This is a genomic window from Sphingomonas oryzagri (assembly GCF_029906645.1).
Taxonomy (GTDB): Bacteria; Pseudomonadota; Alphaproteobacteria; order Sphingomonadales; family Sphingomonadaceae; genus Solisphingomonas; species Solisphingomonas oryzagri.
The window spans coordinates 2787887-2802623 of record NZ_JARYGZ010000001.1 but is presented as its reverse complement, the minus strand read 5'-3'; the positions used below and the strand labels follow the sequence as shown (position 1 = coordinate 2802623).

13 protein-coding genes are annotated in these 14737 nt (G+C 67.3%); 7 read left to right on the top strand and 6 right to left on the bottom strand.

Annotated features, from left to right (window positions below):
• Together QGN17_RS13605 and QGN17_RS13600 are read right to left on the bottom strand one after the other, a co-directional pair.
• A complete protein-coding gene (locus QGN17_RS13605; protein ID WP_281045009.1) occupies nt 1-936 on the bottom strand; it encodes a TPM domain-containing protein in 936 nt (311 codons plus the stop codon).
• A 10-nt stretch (nt 937-946) separates the two neighbouring features.
• Entirely contained in the window at nt 947-1537 is a 591-nt protein-coding gene (locus tag QGN17_RS13600) for a LemA family protein (RefSeq protein ID WP_281045008.1), read from the bottom strand.
• A gap of 129 nt (nt 1538-1666) precedes the next feature.
• On the opposite strand from QGN17_RS13600, the gene mscL reads away from it, so the two are divergent.
• The 5 genes from mscL to pnp all read left to right on the top strand — a co-directional run bounded on the left by mscL (nt 1667) and on the right by pnp (nt 6510).
• Nucleotides 1667-2119, top strand: coding sequence for a large conductance mechanosensitive channel protein MscL (gene mscL / locus QGN17_RS13595; protein ID WP_281045007.1), 453 nt, complete (start codon nt 1667-1669; stop codon nt 2117-2119).
• A gap of 100 nt (nt 2120-2219) precedes the next feature.
• Entirely contained in the window at nt 2220-2588 is a 369-nt protein-coding gene (locus QGN17_RS13590; protein ID WP_281045006.1) for a hypothetical protein, read from the top strand.
• A 139-nt stretch (nt 2589-2727) separates the two neighbouring features.
• On the top strand, nt 2728-3720 hold the full coding sequence (truB, locus tag QGN17_RS13585) for a tRNA pseudouridine(55) synthase TruB (RefSeq protein ID WP_281045005.1): 993 nt from the start codon (nt 2728-2730) through the stop codon (nt 3718-3720).
• 16 nt (nt 3721-3736) lie between these two features.
• Nucleotides 3737-4006, top strand: coding sequence for a 30S ribosomal protein S15 (gene rpsO, locus QGN17_RS13580; RefSeq protein ID WP_281045004.1), 270 nt, complete (start codon nt 3737-3739; stop codon nt 4004-4006).
• Between the two features lie 161 nt (nt 4007-4167).
• Nucleotides 4168-6510, top strand: coding sequence for a polyribonucleotide nucleotidyltransferase (pnp, locus tag QGN17_RS13575; RefSeq protein WP_281045003.1), 2343 nt, complete (start codon nt 4168-4170; stop codon nt 6508-6510).
• Nucleotides 6511-6571: 61 nt separating this feature from the next.
• Here the strand turns inward: pnp and QGN17_RS13570 are convergent, their stop codons facing one another.
• Entirely contained in the window at nt 6572-7327 is a 756-nt protein-coding gene (locus tag QGN17_RS13570; protein ID WP_281045002.1) for a VOC family protein, read from the bottom strand.
• A 312-nt stretch (nt 7328-7639) separates the two neighbouring features.
• On the opposite strand from QGN17_RS13570, the gene QGN17_RS13565 reads away from it, so the two are divergent.
• On the top strand, nt 7640-8836 hold the full coding sequence (locus QGN17_RS13565; RefSeq protein WP_281045001.1) for an MFS transporter: 1197 nt from the start codon (nt 7640-7642) through the stop codon (nt 8834-8836).
• A 31-nt stretch (nt 8837-8867) separates the two neighbouring features.
• Here the strand turns inward: QGN17_RS13565 and QGN17_RS13560 are convergent, their stop codons facing one another.
• On the bottom strand, nt 8868-11066 hold the full coding sequence (locus QGN17_RS13560) for a TonB-dependent receptor (RefSeq protein WP_281045000.1): 2199 nt from the start codon (nt 11064-11066) through the stop codon (nt 8868-8870).
• 159 nt (nt 11067-11225) lie between these two features.
• On the opposite strand from QGN17_RS13560, the gene QGN17_RS13555 reads away from it, so the two are divergent.
• A complete protein-coding gene (locus tag QGN17_RS13555; protein WP_281044999.1) occupies nt 11226-12599 on the top strand; it encodes an MATE family efflux transporter in 1374 nt (457 codons plus the stop codon).
• On the opposite strand, the gene QGN17_RS13550 is transcribed toward QGN17_RS13555, so the two are convergent.
• Nucleotides 12596-13042: a YaiI/YqxD family protein gene (locus tag QGN17_RS13550; RefSeq protein WP_281044998.1), complete on the bottom strand. Its 447-nt coding sequence runs from the start codon at nt 13040-13042 to the stop codon at nt 12596-12598. The two genes, QGN17_RS13555 and QGN17_RS13550, sit on opposite strands and share 4 nt — an antisense overlap.
• Nucleotides 13039-14718 carry a DEAD/DEAH box helicase gene (locus QGN17_RS13545; protein WP_281044997.1) on the bottom strand — a complete coding sequence of 560 codons (1680 nt, stop codon included), beginning with the start codon at nt 14716-14718 and terminating at the stop codon, nt 13039-13041. The genes QGN17_RS13550 and QGN17_RS13545 overlap by 4 nt, the downstream gene beginning before the upstream one ends.
• Nucleotides 14719-14737: the final 19 nt, after the last annotated feature.

Here is a 14737-nt window from a genome sequence, read left to right as displayed (position 1 = left end):
TCACCAGCTCCCCGAAGCGCCGCCGCAGCCGCCGAAGCCGCCACCGCCGCCGGTGAAGCCGCCGTCACCCCAGCCGCCGCCACCGCCGGAATCGGAGGAGCCGCCACCCCAGCCCCCGCCCCCGCCGCTCCAGCCGCCGCCACGGCTGTTCATCAGGCTTTCCGCCGCCCACAGCCAGATCGGCCAGTCCGAGCCGCCGTAGCGCCTGCCGTAGCGGGCACGCCGCATGAAGCCGCCGATCACCACCCAGGCGATCACGATCAGCCAGAAGATCAGCGCCCCCGGCACCCCGCTGTTGGAGGACCGCTTATGCTGCTTGTCCCACGCGGCGACGGCGGCGTTTTCCTTGGCGCGGGCCTGATCGTCGGGCAGCGACAGCAATTCGATGATGGCGTCCGCGCCGGCATCGATGCCGGCAGGCATATCGCCGGACTTGAACGCCGGCACGATCTTCGAATTGATGATGACGCTCGAATAGGCGTCGGTCAGCACGCCTTCGAGACCGTAGCCGACCTCGATACCCACCTTGCGCTCGTTGGGCGCGATCAGGAGGATGGCGCCGTTGTCTGCTCCCTTGAGGCCGACGCCCCACGTTCGCAGCAACTGGACGCCATATTGCTGGATCTCCTGATCCTCGAGGCTGGAGACGGTGGCGACGACCAGCTGGCGATGCGTCTTCTGCTGGAACGCCTCCAGCTTCTGCTCCAGCGCGGCCTTGCGGTCGGCGGGGAGGATGTTGGCCTGATCGACCACCAGACCGGTGAAGGCCGGGAAGGTCAGCGCCTGCGCGGGCGTGGCGATCAGTGCCAGCAGGGCGAGCAGAACGCCAGCCAGCCACCTCGTCACCCCGGCGAAGGCTGGGGCCTCGATGGGGCGGGCGCCGTGCCAGCCGCCTGAGATGCCGGCTTTCGCCGGCATGACGGGGAGGGGGGACATCACCTTGGCCTCAGAACTTCACGGTCGGCGCGGTCTCTGCGTTTGGGCTGGTGGCGGTGAAGGGGGTGATCGGCTTGGCGCCGTAGACCACCTTGGCGGTGATGCTGTCCGGGAAGGTGCGGATGCGCGTGTTGTAGGCCTGCACCGCCGAATTGTAGTCCGACCGCGCGACCGCGATCCGGTTCTCCGTGCCCTCCAGCTGCGATTGCAGGGCCAGGAAGTTCTGGTCGGCCTTCAGGTCCGGATAGGCCTCGTTGACCGCCAGCAGCTTGCCGAGCGCGCCGCTGAGCTGGTTCTGCGCATCCTGGAACTGCTTCATCTTGTCCGGATTGCTGATGTCGTCGCCGGTGACGGTGATCTGCGTCGCCTTGGCGCGCGCATCGACCACGGCGGTCAGCGTCGATTGCTCGTGCGCGGCATAACCCTTCACCGTGCTGACCAGATTGGGGATCAGGTCGGCGCGGCGCTGATACTGGTTCTGCACGTCGGCCCACTTGGCCTTGGCATTCTCCTCGGCGGTGGGGATGGCGTTGACCCCGCACCCGGCCAGCGCGAGCGCGGCGAAGGGGGCTGCGAGAGTCAGGCGGCGGCGAAGCATCATGATCGAAACACTCCCAAGCGTCTGGTGAAGCTAATACAGTTGCCGATCTGCGCCAGCAAGTTACGCCCTTGCTCGCGCGTTTCAAATCGTTAACCTCGATTATGAGTCTGGCGTAGTGGAGGGCGAGCCATGTTGAAGGAATTCAAGGCGTTCATCATGCGGGGTAATGTCCTCGACCTCGCGGTCGCGGTCATCATCGGCGCCGCGTTCGGCAAGATCGTGACCTCGCTGACCGAGGACGTGCTGATGCCGCTGATCGGCAAAATCTTCGGCGGGCTCGATTTTTCGGGCTATTTCCTGATCCTCTCGCCGGAGAAGGTGCCCGCCGCGCTGCAGGGATCGAGCGACTATGCCGCGCTCAAGAAGGCCGGCGTGCCGCTGCTCGGTTATGGCGAGTTCATCACCCAGGCGGTGAACTTCCTGATCGTCGCCTTCATCATCTTCCTGATCATCAAGGGCGTGAACAAGGCGATGACGCTCACCGCCAAGGAGCAGGCGGCGACGCCGGAGGCGCCCGCGCCGGATTCGGCCGAGGTGATCCTGCTGCGCGAGATCCGGGATTCGCTGAAGGCCCGGCCCTGATCCAGCCACCGGCGCGTCACGCGCCGCCGTTATAAATGGGACGCCCCGTTCACCGGCCATTCCGGTGGCGGGGCGTATCCGTTTGTGCCGGAGATACCCCATGCGCCTGTTGCTTGCCCTGCTGATCGCCGCGTTGGCCGTGCCCGCGTTCGCCGTGCCGGTAGCGCCGGAAGCGCCCACCGGGCCGGAAGTCTCGATTCCCTTCTTCGGGCAGGACGGCTGGAGCGACTACCGCATCGACGGCTCACGCGGCATTTACCTCGTCTCCAAGACCGACGGGAAATGGTACTATCTCCACGTCCAGCCCAAATGTTCGCGATTGGCGCAGGCGCAGTCCTTTTCGGTGGATACAGCCGGGCCGGGCGGGCCGCTCGACAACAAGGCGGCGATCGTCGTCGAGGGGCAGCGCTGCCTGCTCTCCTCGGTCACCCGCTCGCCGGTGCCGCCGGGCTACAGGACGCTCAAATAGCCCTGTAGCTTCTCGCCCGTTCGCACTGAGCGAAGTCGAAGTGCAGCCAAGGCGCGCATGGCCTTCGACTTCGCTCAGGCCGAACGGATGTTGGGATTTGCTTGCTCCCATGATCGGCGCGCCCTAGGGCGCCCGCCCCATGACGCAGGACAAGACCGCCCTCCACGGCTGGCTCATCATCGACAAGCCGGTCGGCCCCGGATCGACCGACATCGTCTCCAAGGCTAAGCGGGCGCTGCGCGACGGCGGCTATGCCAAGGTGAAGGTGGGCCATGGCGGGACGCTCGATCCGCTGGCCTCCGGTGTCCTTCCGATCGCGCTGGGCGAGGCGACCAAGCTCTCCGGCCGGATGCTGGACGCTGACAAGGCCTATGCCTTCACCGTGAAGTTCGGCGAGCAGACCGACACGCTCGACCTCGAAGGCAAGGTGATCGCCACCTCCGAGGTGCGGCCGACGCTGGCCGAGTTGGAGGCCATGCTGCCGCGCTTCACCGGTCCGATCGAGCAGGTGCCGCCGGCTTATTCGGCGCTCAAGGTGGACGGACAGCGCGCCTACGATCTCGCGCGGGCGGGCGAGGAGGTGGCGCTGGCGAGCAGGAACGTGACGGTTCACTCGCTCGCCATTCAAGAAGAAGACCCTCACCCAACCCTCTCCCGCGAAGGTGGGAGAGGGCAATCTTCTCCTTCTCCCGCCTTCGCGGGCGAATGTCGGGATGAGGGCCTTCTTCTTTCCGAGGCCACCCTGCTCGCCGCCGTCTCCAAGGGCACCTACATCCGCTCCCTCGCGCGCGACATCGCCATCGCGCTCGGCACGGTCGGCCACGTCACCATGCTCCGTCGCATCAAGTCCGGCCCGTTCACGCTGGATCAGGCGATTTCGCTGGACTCTCTGGCCGAACTCGCTAAGGCCCGCACCCTTGAACAGGCACTACTGCCATTGAAGGCAGGGCTGGACGACATCCCGGCTCTCGCCCTCACCCCCGATCAGGCAGGGGCGCTCCGTCAGGGGCGTCCGGTGATCGGGATCGCCAAAACACCGGGCCTCTACTTCGCGACCGCCCAGTCTGTTCCGGTCGCCCTCGTCCAGTCGGACGGGATCGAAGTGAAGGTGGTGCGCGGCTTCAACCTCTAATTACAGGAGTAACACGATGTCGATCACTGCCGAGCGCAAGACCACGGTCATCGAAGACAACGCCCGCGCCAATGGCGACACCGGTTCGCCCGAGGTGCAGGTCGCGATCCTGACCGAGCGCATCAAGAACCTCACCGAGCACTTCAAGACCCACGCGAAGGACAACCATTCGCGCCGCGGCCTGCTGATGCTGGTGAACAAGCGCCGCAGCCTGCTGGACTATCTGAAGAAGAAGGATGTCCAGCGCTACGCCGATCTGATCGGCAAGCTCGGGCTTCGGAAGTAACAAGAGTTTCGGACGGCCCGCCTCTGGCGGGCCGTTTCGCATGGAGGGCATGGCAATCCGGCCAATCGCCCTCGGGAGCCGGACAGGCTCCGAACCGCCGCGGGCCGGCTAGCCCGCAAAGCTGTCCCGGCCGACATCGGGTCGCCGGAGAAGGAAACCAAATGTTCGATACCAAGAAGGTGGAAATCCAGTGGGGCGGCAAGACCCTCACGCTGGAAACGGGCCGCGTCGCCCGCCAGGCCGACGGCGCGGTGCTCGCGACGCTCGGCGAGACGGTCGTGCTGTGCGCCGTCACCGCCGCCAAGTCGGTGAAGGAAGGGCAGGATTTCTTCCCGCTCACCGTCCACTATCAGGAGAAGTATTTCTCCTCCGGCCGCATCCCCGGCGGCTTCTTCAAGCGCGAGCGTGGCGCCACCGAGAAGGAGACGCTCGTCTCCCGCCTCATCGACCGCCCGGTGCGCCCGCTCTTTCCGGAGGGCTTCTACAACGAGATCAACGTCATCGCCCAGGTGCTGAGCTATGACGGCGAGAACGAGCCGGACATCCTCGCGATGGTCGCCGCCTCGGCCGCGCTCACCATCTCCGGCGTGCCCTTCATGGGGCCGATCGGCGCCGCCCGCGTCGGCTACAAGGATGGCGAGTATCTCCTGAACCCGACCGACGCCGACGTCGCCGCCGGTTCGCTCGATCTCGTCGTCGCCGCCACCCAGGACGCGGTGATGATGGTCGAATCCGAAGCCAAGGAGCTTTCGGAAGAGACCATGCTCGGCGCCGTCATGTTCGCGCATGACGCCTGCCGCGAGGTGATCGGCGCGATCATCAAGCTCGCCGAGAAGGCCGCCAAGGATCCGTGGGAGCTGAAGTCGGGCGACGACAACAGCAAGGTCAAGGCCGAGCTGAAGAAGCTGATCGGCAAGGACATCGAGAAGGCCTACAAGCTGGTCGACAAGTCGGCCCGCTCGAACGCGCTGAACGAGGCGCGCGCCAAGGCGAAGGCCGCCATGGCCGACAAGAGCCCGCAGGAGCAGATGGTCGCCATCAAGCTCGTCAAGAAGCTCGAGGCCGAGATCGTCCGCACCGCCATCCTGAAGGACGGCACCCGCATCGACGGCCGCACCACCACCCAGATCCGCCCGATCGTGGCCGAGGCGCACTTCCTGCCGCGCGCGCACGGTTCGGCGCTGTTCACCCGCGGCGAGACCCAGTCTATCTCCACCTGCACCTTGGGCACCAAGGAATCCGAGCAGATGATCGACGGGCTGAACGGCCTGAAGTACGAGCATTTCATGCTCCACTACAACTTCCCGCCTTATTCGGTCGGTGAAGTGGGCCGCTTCGGCGCGCCGGGCCGTCGCGAAGTCGGCCACGGCAAGCTGGCGTGGCGCGCGCTGCACGGCGTGCTGCCGACCAAGGAGGAATTCCCCTACACGATCCGCCTGACCTCCGACATCACCGAGAGCAACGGCTCCTCGTCGATGGCGACGGTGTGCGGCGGTTCGCTGGCGATGATGGACGCCGGCGTGCCGATCAAGCGCCCCGTCTCGGGCATCGCGATGGGCCTGATCCTCGAAGGCAAGAAGTTCGCGGTTCTCTCCGACATCCTCGGCGACGAGGATCACCTCGGCGACATGGACTTCAAGGTGGCCGGCACGTCCGAAGGCATCACCACGATGCAGATGGACATCAAGATCGCCGGCATCACCAAGGAGATCTTCGAGACCGCGCTGCACCAGGCCAAGGAAGGCCGCGCGCACATCCTCGGCGAGATGGCCAAGGCGCTCGACCACACCCGCACCGAGCTTTCGGCCCATGCGCCGCGCATCGAGACGATGTCCGTTCCCAAGGACAAGATCCGCGACGTGATCGGCACTGGCGGCAAGGTGATCCGCGAGATCGTCGCCACCACCGGCGCCAAGGTCGACATCGATGACGACGGCACGGTGAAAATCTCGTCGTCCGACACGGCGCAGATCGAAGCCGCGATGAACTGGATCAAGGGCATCGTCGAGGAGCCGGAGGTCGGCAAGATCTACAACGGCAAGGTCGTCAACATCGTCGATTTCGGCGCTTTCGTGAACTTCATGGGCGGCAAGGACGGCCTCGTCCACGTCTCCGAGATGAAGAACGAGCGCGTCGCCTCGCCGAAGGACGTGGTCACCGAGGGCCAGGCCGTGAAGGTCAAGGTCCTCGAGATCGACCAGCGCGGCAAGGTCCGCCTGTCGATGCGCGTCGTCGATCAGGAGACCGGCGCCGAGCTGGAGGACACCCGCCCGCCGCGCGAGCCGCGCGAGGGTGGTGACCGTGGCCCCAGAGGCGATCGGGGCGGCGACCGCGATCGTGGCCCGCGTCGCGATGGCGACCGTGGCGGCCCCCGTCGGGATCGCGGCGGCGACCGTGGCGGCGATCGCGGCCCGCGCCGCGAGCGTTCCGAGCGTTCGGGCGGCAACGACGACGGCCCCGCGCCGGACTTCGCGCCCGCCTTCCTGACCCGCGACGACGACTGATCGTCCGGCTCAGGCCGACAAAGGAAAGGCCCTCGGGAAACCGGGGGCCTTTCTTTTTGTCTCAGCCTTTCTTCGGTCCGGAGACGGCGAAGGGCGCACCCTGCGGATCGAGGCCCATCACGATCCAGCTTCCGCCCGGCACCTCGTGCGGACCCATCTGGATGGTCGCACCGCCGTCGCCGATGGCCTTCGCCGCCGCGTCGATGTCGGCGACGGTGATATAGTAGCGCCAGGCAGCGGGCTGTCCGGGCGCGGTCATCATGCCGCCGGCATGGACGCCGTTGATCGTGAAGGTCTGGTAGGTGCCCATGTCGCCCATATCGACGGCCATCGCCTTCTCCCAGCCGAACAGGCCGGCATAGAAGCTCCACGCGGCCTCCCAGTCGCTGGTGGTCAGTTCGTGCCAGCCGATCGCGCCCGGCGTCGCGGGATCGAGATCGGGGGCGGGTTCGCCGGCGCCCCGGAACAGCATGAACAGCGCACCCTGTGGATCGGTGCAGACGGCAAAGCGACCGACCATCGGAATATCGTCCGGCCCGAAGTGAACCGCGCCGCCCGCCGCCTTCACCTTGCCGGTCATCGCATCGACATCGTCGACGCCGATATAGCCGCGCCAGCTCGGGCGCTTGTCCTCCATCATCTCCATGATCGGCATGACGCCCGCCACCTGCCGGTCACCGACCTTGGCAAGACGATAGTCCATGCCCGGCATGCCCGACGGCTCGATCGTCCACGCCGAGATGCCCTCGTAGAAGGCCTGCGCCGCATCGGGATCGCTGGTCGCCAGCTCGTACCAGACGAAATCACCCTGTTTCATGGTTTCTCTCCTCCGCTCCGTGGCAGGCGCCCTGTATATCCGATCCGAAAGATGGCTGCAGCTGATTGGCGGCCTGGTCGATGCGGATGCGCTACACGCCGGCCCGATCGTGCTTTCCTGAGGCGCTCGACTATCGTCTAGCTTGTTGAAATCGCGCCTTAACCATAGAGACGGCGGCGTTCCGGGGGAAGATGCCGGCCGTCGCGACCCTGATCCGGGGGGACAGTCGATCGCGCGGCCGGCATCTTTATCACCTTGCCATCTTCCAGCGCTGTCATACATGCTGCGGTGCAACCAAGCCGGAGCCGCCGTATGACATCTTCCCAGCCCAAGACGCATGTCCATCCGGGGCTGGTGATGCTCGCACTCGCCATGGGCGGCTTCGCGATCGGCACCACCGAGTTCGCGTCGATGGCGCTGGTGCCCTATCTCGCGCGCGGCCTGCATATCGACGAGCCGACCGCCGGCCACATCATCTCGGCCTATGCGTTGGGCGTGGTGGTGGGAGCGCCGCTGATCGCGGTGATCGGCGCGAAGCTCGCCCGGCGGACCCAGCTGATCGCCCTGATGACGCTGTTCGCGCTCGGCAACGGGCTGTCGGCGATCGCGCCGAGCTATGGCTGGCTGATCGTCTTCCGCTTCCTCGCGGGCCTGCCGCACGGCGCCTATTTCGGCATCGCCGCGCTGGTCGCCACCTCGCTGGTGCCGCCTGACCGAAGGGCGATGGCGATCGGGCGCATCTTCCTGGGCCTCACCACCGCGACCGTGATCGGCGTGCCGGCGGCGAGCTGGATCGGGCAGGCAGTGGGCTGGCGATCAGGCTTCGCGATCGTCGCGGTCCTCGCCCTGATCACGGTGGCGATGGTCGCGATGTTCGCGCCGCGCGATGCCGCCCATCCCGAGGCCAGCCCCCTGCGGGAGCTTGGTGCGCTGAAGAACGGGCAGGTCTGGCTGCTGCTGGCGATCAGCGCGATCGGTTTCGGCGGGCTGTTCTGCGTCTACACCTACCTCGCCACCACGCTGACGGCAGTGACGCACGTCTCGCCGGGCTTCGTGCCCATCGTGTTCGCGGTGTTCGGTATCGGCATGACGGTGGGCAACATCGTGGTGCCGTGGTTCGCCGACAAGGCGCTGATGCCGACCGGCGGCGCGCTGCTTCTCTTCTCGGCCGCGACCTTGCTGCTCTTCCCGCTCGCCGCGCACAGCCCGGCACTGGTGATGATCGACGTGTTCTTCATCGCGATCGCGGGGTCGCTCGGCGTGGTGCTCCAGCCGCGCCTGATGGACGTGGCGGGCGACGCGCAGCAACTCGCCGCCGCGCTCAACCATTCGGCGTTCAACACCGCCAACGCGCTGGGGCCGCTGCTCGGTGGCTTCGCGATCGACGCCGGCTGGGGCTGGACCTCCACCGGCCCGGTCGGTGCCTGTCTCGCGCTCGGCGGCTTCGCCATCTGGGCGGTGACGATGTGGGACGACCGGCGGCGCGAGCAGAAGCTGGCGGTGGCGTGACCTTGTAACCCTCCCCCTGGCGGGGGAGGACCTAGATATCCTTCGTCACGCCGACGAACACGCCGCGGCGCGGGCCATATTGCGGCGCGCCGACGCCGATGCCCGATCCGTCGCGGATCTCGTATTTGTGGTCGAGCACGTTGGTGACGTCGAGCCGCACCTCGATCCCCGGCCCGTCGAACTTGTGGCTCGCGGTCAGGTTGAACTGGGCATAGGGCGACAGCTTGCCGCCGTTCGGCACCGCGCCGTCGGTGCGCAGCCCCGATCCGTAGAGCATGTCGCCGCCGAGCTTGGAGCCGCGCAGGAAGCCATCCTCGAAGCTGTAGGAAATGCCCGCCGATCCCGTCCAGCGCTGGTCGTGATCGAGGAAGATGTAGTGGTTCTGGATGTAGGCGAGGTCTTCGGGCGAGAAGTTGAACTGGCTCGATACGATGTCCTTGCCGCGCGCCTTGGCGTAGGCGAGGTTGCCGTAGGCCAGCCAGGGACCGCGCTGGTAGCTGAGGCTCCCCTCGATGCCGTAGATCTTGCCGGTGCGATAGTTGAACGGCGTCAGGATGATCGGCGCGCCGAACTGGCCCTCGTCCACCAGATTGCGGGATTTGCGGTAATAGCCGTCGATCGTCGCGGTGACCGGGCCGATCTTCTGCTCCACGCCGACGTCGAAATAATTCTGCCGCTCGGCATAGGGCGTGGTGTTGGGCGCGGTGGGGTCGGTCGGCGCGGCGCTGGTGTTGACGAATTTGTCGATGCTGGTCGTCGCGACATTCTCGAACGGCGGCGGCGAGAAATAGCGCGCATAACCGGCGTGGAAGGTCGTGTCGCGGCTCGGCTGCCACACGGCGTTGACGCGCGGGCTGAACTGGTGCTCGCAGCGGAAGCCGCAATAATGATCGTAGCGGCCGCCGAAATTGAGCGTGACGCCGGGCAGCACCTTCCACTCGTCCTGCAGGTAGACGCTCTCGGTCCACTCGGTCGATGCGCTGTTGTCGACGATGCCGATCGGCTGGCCGGTCTGGTCGAAGACGCCGGTGCGCTCCAGCGTGGTGGGGTCGATCTCATACTCGCCGGGAAAGACGAAGGTGTTGGTGTCGCTGGTGCCGCGATCGCGGCTCAGGATCACGCCGCCGCGCAGCGTGTGGTGGTCGGAAATGTGGTACGCGGCTTCGGACTGGAGGCCGACGGTGAAGTCCTGCTTCTTCGCCTGCTGCGCCTGTCCGTTGAACAGCAGTTCGCCGGTGATGTCCGGCCGGTAGACCAGTTCCGAATAGCGGGCATAGAGCGAGGTTTGCCAGGTGAAGTCGCCGACATGGTGCAGCCAGGAGACCGCGCCGAAGCCGGTGCGCTCGAGCTGGCGCTCGTTCAGGTCGTTGGAGAGGTAATCGGTCTGCCCATCGACATTCCAGCCGGGGTTGGTGTCCCCGGCATGGAGGCCGCGCGGATTGGGGATCTGGAAATAGTCGTTGGAGAAGCCGCCCAGGAAGGAGATCCGGTCCCCATCGCCCAGGATGTGATCGACATAGGCGAAGGCGTTGGCCTGATCGGTCTTGTCGTGCAGCGGGTTGGAGGAGCCGTCGACGCTCTCGATGCCCAGCCGGTTGTGGGTGAAGCTGCCGGAAACGAAGTAGTTGGTGTTGCCGGTCGAGCCGCCATAATCGGCGCTCGGCATGATCGTATCGTGGCTGCCGCCGTACAGGCTGATCTCGCCCTTGTTCTGGAAGCCGGTCTTGGTGGTGATGTCGATGATGCCGGCGGTGCGCAGGCCATATTGGGCGGGCAGCGCGCCGGTCAGCAGGTTGAAGCTGTTGATCAGGCGGGGGCTGAGCGTCTGGCCGAAGACGGCGAGGCCCTCGGGCAGGATGGTGCCGTTGATGCGGTATTCGAGACCATTGTGGTCGCCGCGGATGTGGAGCTGGCCGAAGCCGTCCTGCGCGGTGCCTGGCACCTGGAGGATCAGTTGGTTGAGCGGCTGGTTGTCGCCGCCCGGCAGCTTCTGGATGGTCGCCTGATCGACGCCGTAGGCCGTCGCGCCGAGCGAGGGCTGGATGGAAGCGCGCGCCTCGTCGAGGCGATGGCCGGTGACGACGATCGCCTTGGGCTGTGCGGCCGCGGCGGCCGCCGCATCGCTATCCTTGTCGGTGGTGACGGGCGGGGCCGCATCGGTTGCGTAGGCGGTCGCGGGCAGAACGGAGAGGGCGGCAACGCTGAGCAACAGAACGAACCTGGGGGACATGCGAATCTCCGGAACCGGCTTCGCGGCGAGATAGTGTAACATCACGCTGCCATAAAAGTGACAAACCCGTCATGACAGCCTGTTCTTCGCAGGTGCGGCAAGATGGCCACACGGTCCAAGCCCCTTGCCAATCCGGGTCCAAGCGCTCAACCGGACGGGATGAGCGGGATGCAGGACCGGAGCTGGTGGGGGCGGGAGGCGCGCGCGACGGTGGCGCTCGCCTACCCGCTGGTGCTGACCAACCTCGCGCAGGCGCTGATCCCGGCGACCGATGTGGTGCTGCTTGGCTGGGCGGGGCCGAAGGTGCTTGCGGCCGGGTCGCTCGGCGTGAACCTCTACAATGCCTGCATGATCTTCGGGGTCGGCGTGATGATCGCCGCCTCGCCGATGATGGCCCGTGCGCTCGGCCAGCGCGCCCACAACGTCCGCGACGTGCGGCGTACCGTTCGGCAGAGCCTGTGGGCGGCGGTGGCGCTGGTTATTCCGATCTGGCTGCTGCTCTGGCATTCCGAGGGCATATTGCTGCTGTTCCGGCAGGAGCCGGAACTGGCGAAGCAGGCCTCGCACCTTATCCGCCCGATGATGTTCGGGATGCTGCCGCTGTTTGTCTATCAGGTGCTGAAATCGTTCGTGTCGGCGCTGGAGCGGCCGGGCTGGGCGTTCGCGGCGGGCGCCTTCGCGGTCTTCTCCAACGCGATCCTCAACTACGCGTTGATCTTCGGCAAGTTCGGCCTGCCGGCGCTCGGCCTGTACGGGGCGGGGCTGGGGAGCACGATCTCCAACAGCGTGATGGCGGTCGGCCTCGCCATCGTGGTGACGCGGCACCGGCATTTCCGCCGCTACTACCTGTTCGGCAATTTCTGGCGGCCGGACTGGGCGCGCTTCGCGCAGGTCTGGCGGCTGGGCCTGCCGATCGCGGTGACTTTGGGGATGGAGGTGACCATCTTCAACGCCGCCGTCTTCCTGATGGGGATGATCGGCGAGCCGGAGCTGGCGGCGCACGCGGTGGCGATCCAGATCGCCTCGCTCTGCTTCATGGTGCCGCTGGGCATCGGGCAGGCGACGACGGTGCGCGTCGGCCTCGCTTATGGCCGGCACGACCGGGTGGGCGTCGGCCGCGCGGGCTGGGCGGCGTTCGGCGTGACGATGGTGTTCATGGTCTGCTCGGCGAGCCTGATGCTGCTGGCGCCGCGCTTCCTCGTCGGCCTGTTCCTCGACGTGCATACGCCTGCCAACGCGCACGTGATCGATCTGGCGGTGGCGTTCCTGACGGTCGCGGCTTTGTTCCAGCTGGTCGACGGCGCGCAGGCGGTGGGGGCGGGGATGCTGCGCGGCATCCACGATACCGCCGTGCCGATGCTGTTCGCGGCGCTCGGTTATTGGGTGATCGGCTTCGGGACGGCGATCCTGTTCGCCTTCCACCTCGGCTGGGGCGGCATCGGCGTGTGGGTCGGCCTGGCCGCCGGTCTCGCCGCAGCGGCGGTGCTGATGATGACGCGCTGGATGCGGCGGGAGAAACTAGGCCTGATCTAGACCCGCGCCAGCCGCACCAGCGCTTCGTCCAGCGCCTGAAGGAAGCGCGAGCGGTCCTGCTTGGAAAAAGGCGCGGCGCCGCCGATCTGGTCGCCGCCGGCGCGCAGATCGACCATGATCGCGCGCACCGCGATGGCGCTGCCGATCGAGGCGGCGGTGAAGGGCTTGCCGGTCGGCGCCAGCACCGTCGCGCCGGCCTTCAGGCAGCGATCGGCGAGCAGGATGTCGGCGGTCACCACCACATCCTGCGGCCCGGCCAGTTCGGCGATCCGATCGTCGGCGGCGTCGAGCACGTTGGTGACGGTCTCGCGGCTGATCAGCGGGTGCGGCGGCACGCGCAGGTGCGAATTCGCCACCAGCACCACCGGCACCTCGCGCCGGAACGCCACCTTGTAGACCTCTTCCTTGACCGGGCAGGCGTCCGCGTCGACCAGGATCCTCAACGGCGCGGCCCCGGCCGCCCGCCACGGGGCGGCGGGCCGGCGCGGCGGTGGCGATGCGGGCCGGACGGTGCGCCGCCGCGACCGGCGGGCGCACCGTTCGGCGCCGGCTCGATCGTCACGTCGTTATCGTCGTTACCGGCGGTGCGCTTGATCGACTGCTGGAACTTGTGTGCGGCCGCCGGATGGATCTCGAACAGGGTTTCGTTCGGCATGATGCGGATCGCGCCGACTTCCTGCTTGGTGATGTGGCCGCGACGGCAGAGCAAAGGCAGCAGCCAGCGCGGATCGGCATTGTGCTGGCGGCCGACATCCATGCGGAACCATACGCCCTCGATCCGATCGCGGCGCTCGGGCGGACCGGCGTCGGAGCCTTCGACCAGCGATTCCGGCTGCGGCAGCTTGGCCCGGTGCGCCTGCACCAGCATCGCGGCGATGTCCTCAGGGCTACGCTCGGCGATCAGGCGCTCGGCCAGCGCGCGGTCCTCGTCCTCGATCTCGATGGGGGCGAGCAGCGCCTCGATCAGCCGCTCGCGATCGGCCTTGAGCACCTCTTCCGGGCCGGGGGCAGGCCCCCACTGCGCCTGGATGCGCGCGCCCTTCAGCATCGCGTCGACGCGGCGGCGGCGCGGATAGGGGACGATCAGCGCGGCGATGCCCTTCTTGCCGGCGCGGCCGGTGCGACCCGAACGGTGCTGCAGCGTCTCAGCATCGCGCGGCAGCTCGACATGGATGACGAGGCTGAGCGAGGGCAGATCGATGCCGCGCGCGGCGACGTCGGTGGCGACGCAGACGCGCGCGCGGCGGTCGCGCAGGGCCTGCAACGCATGGTTGCGCTCGGACTGGCTATGCTCGCCCGACAGCGCGACGGCCGAGAATCCGCGATCGACGAGGCTCGCATGCAGGCTGCGCACCGCGTCACGGGTGGCGCAGAACAGGATCGCCGTGTCCGGCTCGTGCAGGCGCAGCAGGTTGACCACCGCATTCTCGATGTCGGACGGCGCGACGGTGACGGCCTGGTAGCTGATGTCGCCATGACCGCGATCCTCGCCCACCGTCGAGATACGCAGGGCATCCTTCTGATAGCGCTTGGCGAGCGCGACGATCGGCTTGGGCATGGTCGCCGAGAAGAGCAGGGTGCGACGGCCCTCGGGCGTCGCGTCGAGGATTTCCTCGAGATCCTCGCGGAAGCCCATGTCGAGCATCTCGTCCGCCTCGTCGAGCACGGCGACCTTGAGCTGCGACAGATCGAGCGCGCCGCGCTCCAGATGATCGCGCAGGCGGCCCGGCGTGCCGACCACGATATGGGCGCCCTGCGCCAGATTGCGGCGCTCGCGGTTGGCGTCCATGCCGCCGACGCAGGTGGCGATCCAGGCGCGCGCTTCCTTGTAGAGCCACATCAGCTCGCGGCTGACCTGCAGCGCCAGCTCGCGGGTGGGCGCGATGATCAGCGCCTTGGGCGCGCCCGACGGACCGGCACTGCCGGCTTCGTCCAGCAGCTGCTTCGCCATGGCGAGGCCAAAGGCGACCGTCTTGCCGGAACCGGTCTGCGCGGAGACGATGAGATCGCGGCCGTCGGCGTCCGGCTCGATGACGGCAGCCTGCACGGCGGTGGGCGCCGCATAACCACGCGCGGCGAGCGCCTCGGCAAGCGAGGCGGGGAGACTCGAAAAGGGCATGGCGCCGCACATGGGCCTT